This window comes from Clostridium pacaense, from assembly GCF_020709765.2.
GTDB classification, from domain to species: Bacteria; Bacillota; Clostridia; order Lachnospirales; family Lachnospiraceae; genus Enterocloster; species Enterocloster hominis.
Genome location: NZ_JAJFEB020000009.1, coordinates 62,896 through 78,554 on the forward strand (window position 1 = coordinate 62,896; position 15,659 = coordinate 78,554).

A 15,659-nucleotide genomic window follows, 5' to 3' on the forward strand; every position below is an offset into this window, starting at 1 on the left:
TTCCTTTCATCCTCCTAATCCTGTTAATCCACGCTTAATCTAGTGCCCCATCCAGTCTGATCCGCAATATGGATACCCGTTGTTTCAAATTGCCGCGCCGGGCTTCACATATCCTTACAGATAGAACACTGCACAAAGAATTGTTGTCACGATGCCGAAAATGATGCAGAGCGGAAGGCCGCACTTAAAATAGTCCTGGACCGTGTATCCGCCCGCTTCCCATACCAGAAGGTTTGGACCTGTTCCAAATGGGGTTGTAAATACGCCGGATGCTGAAACTGAAACCGCCATTGCTCCTGCAAGCGGATTAATTCCTGCCGCTTCACAAAGCATCAGGGCAATCGGAAGCATTAAGACCGTTGCCGAAGAGTTCATGAAGAACTGTGTTGCAAGGAGCATGAGGAAGGTAATCCCGCCCAGCAGGATGACCGGAGGCATTCCCTGCAGCATGGGGCTCAGCTTCGTAACCAGAAACTCGGCAGCGCCTGTGCTTACCAATGCCTTGCTCAGAGGGAAAATGCCGCCAATGATGAATATGGTTGATACCGGGAATGACTTAACGGCCTCTTCCATGCTGATACATCCGGTCAGGACAACCAGGATGGCTCCGAACACGCCTGCCACATGCATGGGCACAAGGTTTGTTGCCATGGCCACAAGGACTCCCACGAATATGACGCCTACCGTGATCATCTTTTTAGGATCATTGTTGCTCTCCCGGTCCCCGCCCTTAATCTCAATGTCCTTGGCAGGAAGAAGCTTTATACCCACGAAACACATGTAGAGCATACCGACAATCAGAAGGGGAAGACCAATCTTCGTATATTCGAAGAAGCCAAGTTCCCGCAGATTGTTCTCCTTCAGGATACCGTTGGCGACAATGTGCGGCGTGGTGCCTACCAGGGTAATGGTACCGCCGAGGGAGCAGAAATACGCAAGGGCCATCAAGAGCTTTGACTTCTGCACATGTGCCTTTTCCGCCATGGAACTTACAATCGGCATCAGACAGGCAGTGGATCCCGTATCATTCAAAAATGCGGAAAGCCCGCCAGCCACGATTCCCGTCCCAAGGATAAGACCCTTTTCAGTCCGCCCCAGAAGACCTATGATTTTGCCTCCTATGTACCCCGCAAGTCCGGTCTTAAAAAACGCTTCCCCTACAACCACTAACCCCATGAAAAAAACAACTGTGGTATTACCAAATTCCATATAAGCGCTGTCCGGCTTAATCAGTCCAAATGTTGCCAGAACCGCAGGAATCAGAGCGCCAAGCATAACCATATTCATCTTCTGGCTGATTAAAAGAATAACCGTAGCCGCAAAAATCAGACACGCCAGTATTGCCTCAAAAGACATAATAAAATCCCCCTTTTAATACAGATTCGTTTTATTTCGTTAATGCCTTATCTGTTACATCCAGCGGTCCCCACCCCTGTTGGCGCCGCCTCTTTTTCTCCTGACTGCACGCTGCCTCAAACCCCAGCGGCAGCATAAAACCCTTTATTATCCTCCTTTTTATATTTAGCGCGCTTATTGTCTTTTTATCTATATGACATAATGACATATCATATATATGTATTAGCAACTTATCAACCTGTGCTTATTATACACATTCGCCTCTAAAAAGTAAACGGTAAGTTTTATTTTTGTGATTTTGTACAAATAGGCAGCATTTATTTGGTGAAAATGATGAGAGCGCCAAGTGAAGCCCCAAAAACACATACAAGCAAAGTCCATCCCACCTGCCCCCTCTCTGCCTCCATATTTCTTTATTTCTGTATCATTTAATCTCAAAGAGGTAAAAAAGGGGCTGACAACTGGGTCGAAAAGGATGAGGATGATGAAATATAACGGACAAAAAAATAGGGATAAGAAACGAAAGCAGCGAAATAACCGACTATTAAAAAGTGAAAAAGAGGAGTATGACAAGCGATATTACCTGACCTAAAATGCCAGGAAACTGCTATGTGACAGGCTGTTAAAACTAAGTATAAAAAGCAAAAAACTGAGTATGGCAAGTGATGATTTCTGATTATGAACAGCAAAAAAAACAATAGAAAACAGGCAATTAAGCCTGATTACAAGCGGCAAAAAGCAATGATTAGCAGGCCATGAATCTTGGCCAGGAGTGGCAAAATACAACAGATAACAGTCAATAAACCTTGACCTTGAATGGCAAACGTACAACAGATAACAGTTAATAAACCTTGACTTTGAACGTCACAATACAACATATAATAGCCAATAAACCTTGGCCCTAAATGGGCAAAACTCAACCGATAACAGCCAATATGACTTGGCCTTGAACAGGCAAAACTCAACCGATAACAGCCAATAAGTCTTGACCTTGAATGGGCAAAACTCAACCGATAACAGCCAATAAGCCTTGGCCTTGAATGGGCAGAATGCAACAGACAACAGCCTATAAGTATTGGCCTTGAATGGGCAGAACACAACAGACAACAGCCAATAAGTCTTGACCTTGAATGAAAAAAACCGGGATATGATAGACAATAAATCATAGCTATGAATATTGAAAAAATAGAATGTAACACACGTCATACCAGACTATAGAAGGTTGAAAACAATATATAAAAGAAAAAGACTCACCACAAAAAGGGCATAACAGGCAGACCGATATCCTTCATCTTCCCGTTGATGTTTTTTTAGAGGCAGTGGCCGGATGAGACAGCAACCTCTTCATAACCCTGGCCAGGAGGCTGGGGTGGGAGGCGGACGGGATTGATGTGACTGTGGAGGGTGTTAGGGATACTTGCCGGGAAAGGCGGCGGGGACAGGGTCGCAGAGAGGGCGTTCAGCGTCCGAACGGAGCCCGCCCACGGACGGGAAATCATCAAGATTTCCCGGTAGTTGGCGGGTTGCCCTGTCACCGGCGGCTTTCCCGGCTAGTACAGCCTTGCGCAAATAGCGGTGAAGTCAGTGCCTGATATCTGCGTCAGGAGTGCGTCTGCAAAGCGACGGCGTAGTGGGCGCTACGACTAGCTTTGCAGGCGTGCTCCTGGCGTAGATAGCGGGTGCTGAATTCACTGGTATTTGCGCAAGGCTGTACTAGTATCCCTTACGCCCGGAACCCGGAACATCAATCCCGTCCGCCTCCCGCCCCTGACTCCGAAAACAAACCAGGCAGAGGTTGCGTACTATCCCGCACACACCCCTGCCTATAAAACCCCATCATCCCACCTCAAAACTCCAACGTAATAAACGGCTTATTCGCCTGCGCCACACAAACCGTGGTTGTCAGCGCCAGGACTTCATTTCCCTTATACACAAAGTTATCCCATGTAAACAGATCATCCTCTTTATCCACCGGGAGGGAAGTTATGTCCATATCCTCCGTAATCTGTGTATTCACATATATCTTGATATGGGTGGGCTTTTCATGGAAATATTTCCGGATATATTCATGCAGGAAAATCTTCTCAAGCGCCTCGCTGTCAAAGGTGTGATTGCTGCATACGGAAAGAGGGAGGTAGTTGTAGTCCAGTTCGTTCGGCTGGCCCTCCAGACAGACACAGCGCACGATTTTATAAACATATGACCCCTGAGCCAGATTAAGTTTTTCGCATAACGCCGGACCTGCCGGGATAATCCCATGTTCAATCAGCTTGTGCGGTCTGTAAACAGACTGCTCAAAGGGGGCAATCTTAATCTCGCTGGCAAATGCCATTGACTTCTTGTCGGTGTTTCCCTCCGATGACAGGACATATGTCCCTTTTCCCCGAATCCGTTCCACCACCCTTGCATTGGCAAGTTCCTTGATTGCCGTGCTGACTGTAATCCGGCTGACATCAAACTGTTTGGACAGCTCTGCTTCAGAGGGAATCCTGTCACCCTCCGATAATACGCCATCCTTTATCTTCTGCAGGATGTAATTCTGTATCTGAACATATTTAGGAACATATGAAATATCATCTTCATTCAACATCTACGACTACCTCTCTCTCACTATCTGTCCTGTTATCCGGACACCCGGACATATCCAGGCCCGGCACACATCAACAGAATAGCCGGAAACCAGTACAGCCATGCCCTAAATCCACAGCTATCAGCCACTGATTACCGCAGACCCCAAGCAAAGCCGTACTGGTATCATCAATTCTTCTCGTGTGCCGCCATAATAAATGCCCTTAACTCATCATCATATGTATTCAGGGCCAGCGAACAGTCAGGCGCCAGCATGAATGGAATATCCTTCATACGCTTTAACGTATTTCTGGTCATGGCCCCAATCTCATCCGCCTTATGCTGCCCAAAAAGCCGTTCGTCACAGCCTCCCATAGGAGTGATGGTTCTGTCCAGCCAACGAGGTGCACTGTCTAAGGCTGGATTGCCGGTTGCACTCTCCGGCCAGTGCAGGATATCGATGGGATAATGGGCAAAATATTCAGGATTCACATCCAGCCCGCAGGCATGTACCATTATCTTGCAGGGTTTCAGGGCATCCATCATCTCCAAATCATATGGTTTTACAAACTCCTCCCACTCTTCCTTTGTCAGATAGGTGGAGCGGGAAAGGCCTGTTGCACCATAAAACACCCCAAACAGACCATTATGAATCAGCTGTCTGGAATAATCTGCCATGGTAGCAGTTATATTCTTTAAAGTACGGTGTACCAGCTCCGGCTGCTCATGCATGAGCGTAACCATTAAATCATCCCGGCTGGCTGCACGGTAACGCCCGATTGGATTTACCGCGCACAGCTTTTGCAGGATACTGGTGGGACACATCATGGTCTGGAAAATAGGGGCGCCGTCCGCAACCCCTTCCTGGATTGCTTTTACCGCCTCAATCTGTTCTGCAAAGGGTCCTTTATTTCCGGGCAGTACCGTGATTTTATCCAAATCCTCCGCACTTCCCACCGGTCCTTTTATGCATTTTGGCAGAACGCCCTCATAGTTTTCAAAATCAAACTCTCCTCCCCATGCCTCCTCATAATAGGATGCCCTGGGCTGCAGCTTGACATAATCCCAATCATATGTCCTATGCCAATCCAGCATGGTTTCGGCAAAAAGTCCCACTCCACTGTGTTCTTTCTCGATAAAATGACGCCACGCCGAAACCGGAGGACGGTCTGCCAGTTCACCATTGAGTACCGCTAATACACGTTCCTTCTTAGTCCACATAATAAACTCTCCTTCAAATTTTTGGTTTTAGGTTTGATAAGCTGCCAAAAATCCAAAAAAGAGCCATGCTGTCACGCTATAATCGACATTATAGCATAGCTTTCTTTTTAGGGCAATTATATTTTTTCCGGCCTGTTTGGGAGTTTTTTTTGTAAATATTGCAATATACAAAAAAATCCTCCGGCTGAAAAGCCGAAGGACTGGTAATCTTACCATTCATAAAAATAGCTGCCATTTCATATTGTCTGAATTACTGTCTCAATACCCTCATCCTGGCACTGCCCGCCCTACGCCGGAAATGCCGTTGGAACCAGTAGCTTTGGCAGGAACAGGAACAGATCCGGGAACACCATGCCCAGGAAAATAATCAGCAGGGTCACACCGATGATAGGGGCCACGCCCTTAAATGCCTGCGGGATGGTTATTTCGCCAATCTGAGAGGTAATCATCAGACAGGTGCCGTAGGGCGGCGTAACCATGCCCAGGGACAATGTAAGTACCACAATCAGCCCCAGATGGATATCGTTGATGTTAACCACGGCCCCCAGCTGTTTAATCACTGGAAGAAAGATGATGATGGCCGTAATCGGACTCAGGAAGGTACCGATAAACAGCAGGAACAGCACCAGAAGCATGTACACTCCCAGATAGGAGCTGGTGACGCTTAAAATAGCATCCGCAATCATCTGGGGCGCATTCAGGTAGGCGATGAGCCAGCCCGTGATTCCCGCAGCCGCCACCGCAAACATGCTCAGTGAAAAGTCCATGGCTGTCTTTAACAGGATTTTCGGGACATCCTTCACCTTGTAGGTGCGGTATACGCCAAACATCAGGACCAGCGCATAAAAACAGGATATTGCTGCTGATTCAGTAGCTGTAAACAGACCGCTGGTGGTTCCGCCCAGGATAATCAGCGGAAGGAAGATAACCGGAAGGGCTGACTTAAGCGCCTTGCCCCTCTGCCCCCAGGTGTATTTCTCACCCTTGGGATAATTGTGTTTCACTGCCATATAGTATGTATACAGGCACTGGGCAAGGGCAATCAGGAAGCCCGGTACAAAACCAGCGATGAAAAGTGCGCCGATGGAAGCCCCGCTCATGGCGCCGTACACCACCAGCAGCACGCTTGGCGGGATGATGACGCCAAGGGTGGATGAGCAGGCGGTGATGGCCACGGAGAATCCACTGTCATAGCCGGACTTCCTCATGGCCGGGATAATCATGGCGCCGATGCCTGCGGCATCAGCCTGGGCGGAACCGGAAAGATGTCCGAACAACAGGCTGATCAAGACATTCACATGGCCCAGGCCGCCCCGTATATGGCCCACGAATGCGTCGCAGATAACAAACAGCCGGTCGGTGATACCGCCTTTATCCATAAGCTGGGCCAGCAGCATGAACAACGGGACTGCAAGCAGTGAGTAATTATTGACGGAGTTATACATGCTGTTGATGGCGCTGGTCATAGGAATCCCCATCTTCACAATCACCACCAGGGATGACAGGCCCAGGGCATAGGCAATGGGTATCTTGACCATGACCATGACAGCAAAGCCTGCCAACAGAATCAATAGCAGTTGACCGTTATCCATTGTTAACCTCCTTTTTGCCGTTCACTAATAAAACCATTTTCTTAACATCGCTGACAATGTCAAGAATGGTATACCACATCATGAAACACCCTGATAAGGGGATGCACATGAAGAAATATGCCTGAGGAATATTAATGGCCGTGGACATACGTTTCAGGCCCATTATGGTATAATCGTAACCATAACGGATCAGCACATAAAAGAAGATGATACCGGCGATATCGCCTACGATATCCAGAAAACAATTTGACTTTTCAAAACGTTCCGGCAGAAAGGCCAGCACATAATGGGCGCGGTGGCGTACAGCGATGGCGCTTCCGAGGAATACAGCCCACACAAAACACACCACGCTGATATCATTGGCCCATACCATGGAGATTTTCAGGAAATTACGGCAGACAACCTGCAGGGAGATGACAACAACGAAAGCGGCAACTGACAGTATGCCGATACCCTCGCATATTTTCTCAATGGCATCCGACAGTGTTTTTATAGCCTTTGAAATAGTATCCATATGAAATTTTCCTTTCCCATTGCGAATAGGTACTAAAAATACCAACCTTCAACCCTTGTTACTGGATGAGGCCGTTAATCAGGTCCAGGAGCTCCTGTCCGTCACAATCAGAAGCAATCTTAGGATACAGTTCTTCAACAATCGCCTTAAACTCGGCGGGGTCAGGCTCACAGACAATCAGTCCATGGTCCTCTACCAGGGAATCCAGAAGGGTATCATCCGCTTCATCAGCAATCTGGCTTCCAAGCACAGCGGCTTCCTTGCCCACTTCCATGAGAAGGTCCTGGAACTCTTCCGGAAGCCTGTTATAGCTGATTTCACCTATGGTGATATGGGTAGGCGTGAACTGGTGGGCTGTCTTGATGTGGTAATTCGCAACCTCATACAGCGCATTGGTGTCAAATGCAGCCAGTGTGCACTCAAATGCCGCAACGGTATTGCTCTGGACCGCGGAATAGATGTCATTAAAACTCATGGCCGTGGGTATGGTCCCAAGCGCCTGCCATACCAGGGCTTCCGTTGCCGAGGATGTGGTCCTCATCTTAATGTTCTTCAGATCAGCCACCGACTCAATGGGCTTGTTGGTATGCAGGTCCCTCTGTCCGCCGTTGCTTAAGCCCAGCAGTACCAGGCCAAGCCCGTTGGAATCATACAGGCCCTGGATATATTGGAACAGCTGGCCATCCTGGTCCAACAGTCCCTCGAATACATCGCGGTTGGGAAACAGGTATGCCAGGGACAGGATCTGGAACTGGCTTACAAATGGAGCTGCGTTCTGAGTGGATCCAATGACGATATCCAACGCCCCCGTGCGCATATCATCAATGGTCCCCTCGTCATTCCCCAGCTGTCCGCCCGGGAAAACAGTGGCTTCTATGGCCCCGCCGGAACGCTCCTTTAACTGTTCCGCCATATACTCTCCCATCTGTACCCATGCATGGTCTCCGGTAACCACGGTGGCAATCCTCAGATGGAACTGTCCCTCTGCGTACTGGGAACCGGTTGTCTCCTCCTGCTTTGCCGCATCCCCTGCCGGTTCCGTGGCTGCCTCACCGGATTTGGCGGTGGTTCCGGCATCGGATGGTTTGGCCCCGCTTGGACTGGAACCGCAGGCTGCCAGGGACGATGCCACTGCCGCCGCCAGGATCATGGCGGCAAACCTCTTTTTCAGGCCCGTTCTCTTAAATCCTGTGTCTGTTCTGTGAATCATGTTTACTCCTCCTCCTTAAATCATGTTGTTTTTGCAGATATGTAATGTAAATACCCCACTTAACACTTAGGCCGGACGCCCTGCCGGATGCTTGCAAAGGTGCTTTAAATCAGCTTTCCCCTCCTTTTTCATAAGACAGTGTATCCAGCCTTTCAGATAGTAGTAGTCAGCTGGAGACTGTATATAAATCGCCCCAAGCTTGACAGCTATTTCCCTCACATCCTCTCTTTTTTCACTTCCCATCAGCACCCCTCCCTTCTTTTGTTTTCAATGAAATCATATTAGCATTCTTTGAAATCAAAGTCAATAGTTTTCCTGGTTTTGTGTTTACTTTGAAAACAAAATGCACTATAATTCATTCATGGAGGTGTAACTGTGGATATCCATGAACGATTAAAGTACCTGCGCACACAATTAGGGCTCACCACCCGTGCTTTTGGCGCATCCATCAACATGACCGGCGGAGCCATAACCAATATGGAAAAGGGCTTAAGGAACATCACTGACCGCACACTGAAAGATATCTGCCGGGAATACAATGTAAACCCGGAATGGCTGACAGATGGCAGGGAACCGGTATTTCTGGATACCGTCAGCTCCCTGGACGTGGAAGAAGACGTCAAGCAGTTGGCAAGACAATACAGCCTGTTAAATGATAAAGACAGGGAATTGGTGAAAAGCATCATCCATTCCTTATATGAAAAAATAGAGCCGCAGAAAACAGCCGATAAAAAAACAAAATCTTGAATTTCCCAAACGAAGGGGGGAATCCGGAACCAGCATGGGTTCAGGGTATGCCCCGTTCTTTTTGTCTGACAAATGGTTCCATTGTAATCATCCCCCCATAACGGACCTGCTTAACCCCCTTCCTCCTGTGGCCTACCAGATAGTCCAGGGAACAGTCAAAAAGATCCGCCAGGCACTCAATCTCATAAAGGGTGAATTCACACTTTCCATGGAGCTTATAAACCAACGCGCTTAAAGGAAGTCCCAGGATGGCTGCCATCTGATGGACCGTATAGCCACCCCGTTCCATCTCAATACGGATATTCGGATAAATCATGTGGTCCCACCTTCCTCAATCATCTAACTTTTGTGAGTTACATAGCTTTATTATACTCGCTTTAGATAGTTTGTCAATAAAAGATTGACGCTTCTGCTCTCAAATGTTAATATCGTTCTGGAGGTAAGAATATGGAATTTAATGAAAGCCTGAAACGGTTATTGATTGAAAAAAACATGAAACAGGCAGACCTGTGCCGCCTGGCCCACATCCAGACATCCCTTATGTCCGAGTATATCAATGGCAAGAAAAGTCCCACCATCGGCAATGCCATCCAGATGGCCGATGCCCTGGACATATCCCTGGACACCCTGGCCGGCAGGGAGGAACGCGTCCGTTACTCAGATTCTGTAAGCAGTGTCTATGTATCCCGGCTGAACGAATGCATGGATGGATTATCTGAAAATGAATGTACATTCGTGATGGACGTCATACGCGCAATGAAGGAAGATTTGAGGTAGATAAAATAAAAAGCAGGGGGCGCAGCCTCTAAAGCCACGTCCCCTCTGCCTTGAATCTTCCATGTCACAACAACTGCTTCAATCCCTCCGGATATATTTTCCCATACTCAGCTTTCAATTCCAGGAGGTTCTCCGTGCAGATCATACGTCTGCCTTCCTCTATCTCCTTCACCATGGATACCAGCCTCCTGTTAAGCGGAAGGTCAAGACCCAGGCGTTCACCCATCTGAACCACAATCCCTACTGTACCGTCAATCTCGCTTTTGCGCCTGCGCACCGCCAGGTCCCGGTATAAGCCGGTATAGTTCTTCACCATGGGACGGTAGTGGTCCGCTGTCACCTTCAGGGCTTCCCTGTACCTGCCCTGACGGTACAGGTCCGGGCGGAAATCATCAAAGGATATCAGTTCTATGTTCAGGGCTTTTGGTACCTGCATGGCTTCCAGGGCGATACAGGCAATGGTTTCCTGGGCCGGTTGGTACTCCATTCCGCCCGGAATCAGCAGGTGGGTTATGCCGGTGGCAAACATGGCGCATATATTGACCTGCTTGCTCCAAAGTTGGCGCATGATCTGACTGCTTATCTCCACTTGTTGGAAGGAACTGCACAGTTCCTGCAGATGCATCAGACGTCCGGTCACCTTGCCATCCAGCTCTCCAATCACAAAATTGCTGTGGCCTCCAAACTGTATGACACCAGGCTCAATATAATCCGCAGCCCAGTTGACAAATGCGCCTATGACCCTTTGTTCCCCCACGTATTCCGCAATCACATATTCGTTGATGCCGTTCTGCAGGCTGACCACATAACCGTTGTCCTTTAACAGCGGGGCTATCCGTTCCATGGCGGCTCTTGTATGCTGCGTCTTTGTAGCCAGGAACACCGCCTCCAGAGGTTCATTTAACCCATCGATAAGCGCAGCCTTTACCGGGACCGTGAAATCCCCGTTTACAGGATCCCGGATTGTCAGGCCCCGCTCATTCATGGCACGGACATGTTCCGAAACCGCATCCACATACAGGATATCCGTTCCCGCCCTGGACAGCCAGGCCCCCATGGAAGCGCCAATCCCTCCGGCCCCTATCAGTGTATATTTCATCTGCTTCCTCCCATTTGGTTTACCGGCCGTCTGCTTCCATCCGCAGAAGGGCCTGTCTCAAAAAGTAATGGACCCGGTTGCGCTCACGGATCAGCTGACGCTCCAGGAACTTAAACCCATCCTGTTCCTTATCCATGGAGGCCAGCTCTGGAATCTGGTCAAATTCAGGGAAGGCCGGAATGGGAACAGCCAGGTCCACCTGGAATAAATCCCCGTTTTTACAGTAATGCACGGGAATGAGTATCCTGTTTAAATCCATACACAGCCGGTTCACCCTCTCCGCTTCCCTGCATAGGGCTTCATCCATCCCGTCCAGCTGGTTCAGGCGGATGATATGCTCATCCAAAAGCCGGAATTTTTCTTTCAGATGCCGTACCATTTCCATGATTCCTGTTAAGTCAAAGGTCCCGGCAGCCTCCTTCTGATACTGTTTTAGATTCCCCAGCATCTCATCCGCCAGTCCCTCATAGGCAAAGGGATACACGTTGGACATAACGGCCCTGCTGATGGCCAGGGCGAAAATCTGCGCGTCCCTGCGCAGTTCCTCCTCCCCCAGCTGTCCGAATACATCCTGGGTGGTATGCCAGTACCAGGGAAGGCCCGGCATGAACGTCCCCTGGCCCTGTCCTTCGGAAGGCTGCAGTGACAGGCATTCAAACAGGGTGGGAAGGCCGTGGCCCCAGAAGGACTGGTCGCCATTGCGCTGGATGCGCATATAATCCGGGTCCTGACCGGTCCTCTCCCTGACCACCTGGCGTCCCAGGGCGTAACACTGCCGGTTGCACTCGATATGGGAGAAATCCACGGATCCTTTTGTACCAACGGTATCGATGTCAAAGTTCATTACCCCATGGTCGTGGATGTCCTCCCAGTACGTGTCCGCATACCAGTTGCTGCCGCTGTACCGGCCGTTGCTGTGGCCGCTCCACCAGACAAACCGGATGTTGGTGTTCATCCTGTCCGTATGTCTGCTGAATACCCGGGCCAGCTCCAGCACCACCGCATTGGAGCCCCCGTTATCCGTCCCTCCCTTGTGCCACGAATCCACATGCCCGCCGAACATGACAAACCGGTCCGTGGGCCTTAACGCCTTAAGTTCTGCCGTACACACAGGCACGGTCCTGAACCGGGTGGAAACCTCCGCCCTTATCCTGACCCTGGATTCCCCTTTTTCAAGGCATTCCAGCAGCTGACTGCCATCCTCTGCATTGATTGTCACCACCGGTATCCTGGACAGAAGGTCCAGGGTGGATGGGACCGGCTGTCCCCATATGGGACTGATGGACATGTTGTACGGGTAAGCCCCGCCCGTGATGCAGATAATGCCCACGGCTCCCCTGTCCTCCAGGGCCTTGCAGGGAACTGCCGAAGCAAGGCCTTCCATCACTGCTATCTTCCCCTTAATATCCTGTCCATCCCGGACATACACGGCTTCCCCCTCCAGGCCGCCGCATCCCGTGGATGCCCCATAACTGTGAGTAATACAGGACTTAAGCGCCCTGCCGCTGCCCAGCGTCAGGCTGGCTGATACGGGAAGGCTGATATAATTCTCCACATAGTGTATTTCCACATCCAGCCCCAGGTCCTCCATGACCTGACGGAAATATTCGGCCGCCCTCTTCTCTCCCGGACTTCCTGACTCCCTGTCCTGGCTGGTAATATATCCTGCATGTTCCATGAGCCTGGAGGCGCTTATCTCCTCCAGGAATACATGTTCAAATTCCTTTTTTGTCATCTGCCGCACTCCTTTTTATCCGGCGTCCCTTACACAGTGTTCCCTGCACGCAATGCCCTTTCAATACAGCGCCTTTCCTACATTGAGCCATTCCTATGCAATGCAATTCCTATAGAGCGCCATCCCTACATTGAGTCATTCCTAATGCAATGCAATTCCTATACAGTTCCATCCCTATACAGTGTCATCTCTTCACAGCGTCTTTCGTTTATCCGTCCTCATATGGCACCCGGCCGCAGGATTCGCCTCCGTCAATGATGAAGTCGCTTCCGGTAATCCAGTCCCCACACCCGCTCACAAGAAAACATACCATACGCGAGATATCCCTGGGACTCCCAGGCCGCCGCAGAAGGATGCGCGGGATGATATTGGCCCGGACCGCATCCTTACCCGCATCGCCTTCCCAGCGTCCCACCTCCACATATCCTACGGACACTGAGTTCACATTAATATGGGCTGGGGCCAGTTCCAGGGCCATTGCCCTTGTAAGACCCAGTATGCCGGCCTTACTGGCGCAGTAATTACTGAAATCCACCCTGCCGGAATGGGCAGCCCCGGAGGTGATGTTGACCACCCGGCCCGGCAGGCCCGCGTCAGTCAGACGGCGGCAGATTTCCCTGGACATGTACATGGTCCCTTTTAAATTAACATCGATTGTGTGGTTAATCTGCTCATCGCTCATGCGTATCAGCGGCGACACATCATAGAAATACCCCGCGTTATTCACCAGGATTCCCACCGGGCCTCCGTAAAATGCCTGCGCCTCCTCCGCCATGCGGGCGCAGTCCTGTGAACTTGAGATATCCCCCTGAAGTATGCACACCCGCCTGCCCATGCCCTCAATCTCACGGGCCAGTTCCTCACATTGCGTCCTGGAAGTCCTGCATGTCAGGACCATGTCCGCTCCCAGTCCCGCCAGGTCCAGGCTCAGCGCCCTTCCTATACCTCCGCCTGCGCCTGTGACCATTGCCACCTGATTGGTTAAATCCATGGATATCATATTCCTTCTCCTCTCTGTTTATCTAAAGCATGCTGCCAAAACCATCGTCCCACATATGCCGCCTGCCTTCCATACAGTACACCTGCCCATGTGGTTCCTCATTGAGACAGTTCCCCGTCCACACAGTTCCCCGTCCACACAGTTCCCCCTCCAGCGCAGATTCCTGTCCGCACAATCCCCTGACCAATCAGTCCCCTGTCATCACAGGAAAATACCGGCCCCCGGTCCAAGGGGCAGATTCAGGAAATAGAAAACCAGTACCAGAAGGAAGAACACCAGCAGATATGCAAGGGCATAGGGGATTTCCATGGAAATAAGGGTACCGATGCCCACCTTGTCCTCCTGGCTCACCTTATATGACTCCAGCAGTCCCAGGGCAATGGGTACATTCAGCTCCACCGGCGAAAGGATGTTAAAACAGGAATCGCCGATACGGTACAGGATCTGGGTCATGGCCGGGCTGATATCCAGCATGGCCAGCATAGGCACCAGGAAGGGTGCCAGCATGACCCACTTGCCGCTGTTGCTGGTGATGAACAGGTTGCAGAAACAGGAGAGCAGGATAATCAGTATGAACAGCCCCACATTCCCCATATTCAGCCGGATTAACAGGCTTGCCCCCTTGGCCGCCAGCACCGTGGCAATCCCGCTGCGGGAAAACAGGTCCACAAAGATGCAGGCTGTCAGACAGACAATCATGAAGGAAGCCGCCATGTCCAGACACTTCTCCATCAGGATGGGGATATCCTTCCACTGCCTGATTGCCTTAACCCCCACTCCATAAGCAGTTCCCACTGTCATGAAGAAAAAGAACAGAAGGGGGATGATCATGTTCAGGAACGGGGAATTAGGAATCAGGGTTCCGTCCGCGCTCCGCATGAATGACGACTTAGGGATACATGCAATGACGATCAGGGCCAGATACGCCAAGGCCGCCCAGCCCGCATACTTAAGCCCTCTCCCCTCCTCCTTTGTCACCCTCATCTTCTCCAGCTCACCTGCATCCTTCTTAAGGACCAGCTCCGGGTGCTGGCGGTTAAGGTGGGGTACCGTCACATACTTAGTGACCAGGACACAGGCCGCTGTAATGATAAATGTAGCTGCCGCCACATAGTAATAGTTGATTGCCGCATGGGTGGGCGCAAGGGCGCCGCTGGCGTCCACAATGTGGTTGGCCTCCACAATCTGGGCCGATATCCCGGCCAGCGTGGTGTCTGTGGCCGCAATCATGAGACAGGCCGTGTAACCGCCGTTAGCTGCCGCATAGCCCATGATGATGCCAATCCATGGATGCAGTCCCAATGACTTAAAGACAGCCGCTGCGATGACCATGGTAAACACCACACCCGCCCCAAAGCCAATACTGGAATTAACGCCTACAAAGGCAATGGTAATGAACACTATCATAATCGGCGCGCCGATTACCGCCTTGCGCATCAGGGCGTCAAACAGGCCCAGTTTTTCAGCATAACCAACAGCCACCGTCATGAATATCAGCATGCCCAGCGGATAATAATTGACGAAAATGCTGATAAAGTTGGTAAGGTAATAGGCCAGGGTATCAAAGGTCATCAGGTTGGTGACCTGGGCCGACGTAACCTGTATGGCCCCATCCACCACATTCTCATAAGAAGCAGACCAGCCCATCCCGTACAGGACGGCGCTGAGGACCACGGTGACCAGAGCCAGGCTGGCAAACAGCCAGAAGGGATGGGGCAGCAGGTTCCCCACCTTCTCAACCGCGCCCATGGAGCGCTCCAGCCAGTTTCTTCTTACTGCCCCTCCATCATCTTTACTCATTTACATCCTCCTTTCCATATTGCTATCATTTGTTAGTTTT

General features: G+C 50.4%; 15 protein-coding genes. 2 read left to right on the forward strand and 13 right to left on the reverse strand.

Annotation, left to right across the window (positions count from 1 at the left end; genetic code table 11):
- Window positions 1-114 precede the first annotated feature (114 nt).
- The 7 genes from LK536_RS45405 to LK536_RS45435 form a co-directional block, all read right to left on the reverse strand.
- Complete coding sequence (locus LK536_RS45405; protein ID WP_025485581.1) at window positions 115-1,356, reverse strand: SLC13 family permease; 1,242 nt, start codon at window positions 1,354-1,356, stop codon at window positions 115-117.
- 1,846 nt (window positions 1,357-3,202) lie between these two features.
- Window positions 3,203-3,946: a GntR family transcriptional regulator gene (locus tag LK536_RS45410; RefSeq protein ID WP_008719776.1), complete on the reverse strand. Its 744-nt coding sequence runs from the start codon at window positions 3,944-3,946 to the stop codon at window positions 3,203-3,205.
- Between the two features lie 167 nt (window positions 3,947-4,113).
- Complete coding sequence (locus tag LK536_RS45415; RefSeq protein WP_008719777.1) at window positions 4,114-5,145, reverse strand: uroporphyrinogen decarboxylase family protein; 1,032 nt, start codon at window positions 5,143-5,145, stop codon at window positions 4,114-4,116.
- A gap of 287 nt (window positions 5,146-5,432) precedes the next feature.
- Window positions 5,433-6,737 carry a TRAP transporter large permease gene (locus tag LK536_RS45420; RefSeq protein ID WP_025485575.1) on the reverse strand — a complete coding sequence of 435 codons (1,305 nt, stop codon included), beginning with the start codon at window positions 6,735-6,737 and terminating at the stop codon, window positions 5,433-5,435.
- Window positions 6,730-7,251 carry a TRAP transporter small permease gene (locus tag LK536_RS45425; RefSeq protein ID WP_025485573.1) on the reverse strand — a complete coding sequence of 174 codons (522 nt, stop codon included), beginning with the start codon at window positions 7,249-7,251 and terminating at the stop codon, window positions 6,730-6,732. The genes LK536_RS45420 and LK536_RS45425 overlap by 8 nt, the downstream gene beginning before the upstream one ends.
- Before the next feature lie 58 nt (window positions 7,252-7,309).
- Window positions 7,310-8,461, reverse strand: a complete 1,152-nt coding sequence (locus LK536_RS45430) for a TRAP transporter substrate-binding protein (RefSeq protein ID WP_227795800.1) — start codon at window positions 8,459-8,461, stop codon at window positions 7,310-7,312.
- Between the two features lie 66 nt (window positions 8,462-8,527).
- On the reverse strand, window positions 8,528-8,704 hold the full coding sequence (locus LK536_RS45435; protein ID WP_157045617.1) for a hypothetical protein: 177 nt from the start codon (window positions 8,702-8,704) through the stop codon (window positions 8,528-8,530).
- A gap of 132 nt (window positions 8,705-8,836) precedes the next feature.
- Between LK536_RS45435 and LK536_RS45440 the strand changes: the two genes are divergently transcribed.
- On the forward strand, window positions 8,837-9,208 hold the full coding sequence (locus tag LK536_RS45440) for a helix-turn-helix domain-containing protein (protein WP_120055265.1): 372 nt from the start codon (window positions 8,837-8,839) through the stop codon (window positions 9,206-9,208).
- A 40-nt stretch (window positions 9,209-9,248) separates the two neighbouring features.
- On the opposite strand, the gene LK536_RS45445 is transcribed toward LK536_RS45440, so the two are convergent.
- Window positions 9,249-9,524, reverse strand: coding sequence for a helix-turn-helix domain-containing protein (locus tag LK536_RS45445; RefSeq protein ID WP_227795801.1), 276 nt, complete (start codon window positions 9,522-9,524; stop codon window positions 9,249-9,251).
- 131 nt (window positions 9,525-9,655) lie between these two features.
- Between LK536_RS45445 and LK536_RS45450 the strand changes: the two genes are divergently transcribed.
- Entirely contained in the window at window positions 9,656-9,985 is a 330-nt protein-coding gene (locus LK536_RS45450) for a helix-turn-helix domain-containing protein (RefSeq protein ID WP_008719793.1), read from the forward strand.
- A gap of 64 nt (window positions 9,986-10,049) precedes the next feature.
- Here LK536_RS45450 and LK536_RS45455 read toward each other — a convergent pair whose 3' ends face one another.
- The 5 genes from LK536_RS45455 to LK536_RS45475 form a co-directional block, all read right to left on the reverse strand.
- Entirely contained in the window at window positions 10,050-11,084 is a 1,035-nt protein-coding gene (locus LK536_RS45455; RefSeq protein WP_227795802.1) for a ketopantoate reductase family protein, read from the reverse strand.
- A 19-nt stretch (window positions 11,085-11,103) separates the two neighbouring features.
- A complete protein-coding gene (locus LK536_RS45460) occupies window positions 11,104-12,819 on the reverse strand; it encodes a M28 family peptidase (protein ID WP_227795803.1) in 1,716 nt (571 codons plus the stop codon).
- Between the two features lie 208 nt (window positions 12,820-13,027).
- On the reverse strand, window positions 13,028-13,819 hold the full coding sequence (locus LK536_RS45465) for an SDR family NAD(P)-dependent oxidoreductase (protein ID WP_227795804.1): 792 nt from the start codon (window positions 13,817-13,819) through the stop codon (window positions 13,028-13,030).
- Window positions 13,820-13,841: 22 nt separating this feature from the next.
- Window positions 13,842-14,006, reverse strand: coding sequence for a hypothetical protein (locus LK536_RS45470; RefSeq protein WP_506092170.1), 165 nt, complete (start codon window positions 14,004-14,006; stop codon window positions 13,842-13,844).
- A 14-nt stretch (window positions 14,007-14,020) separates the two neighbouring features.
- Window positions 14,021-15,619: an AbgT family transporter gene (locus tag LK536_RS45475; protein WP_025485563.1), complete on the reverse strand. Its 1,599-nt coding sequence runs from the start codon at window positions 15,617-15,619 to the stop codon at window positions 14,021-14,023.
- Window positions 15,620-15,659: the final 40 nt, after the last annotated feature.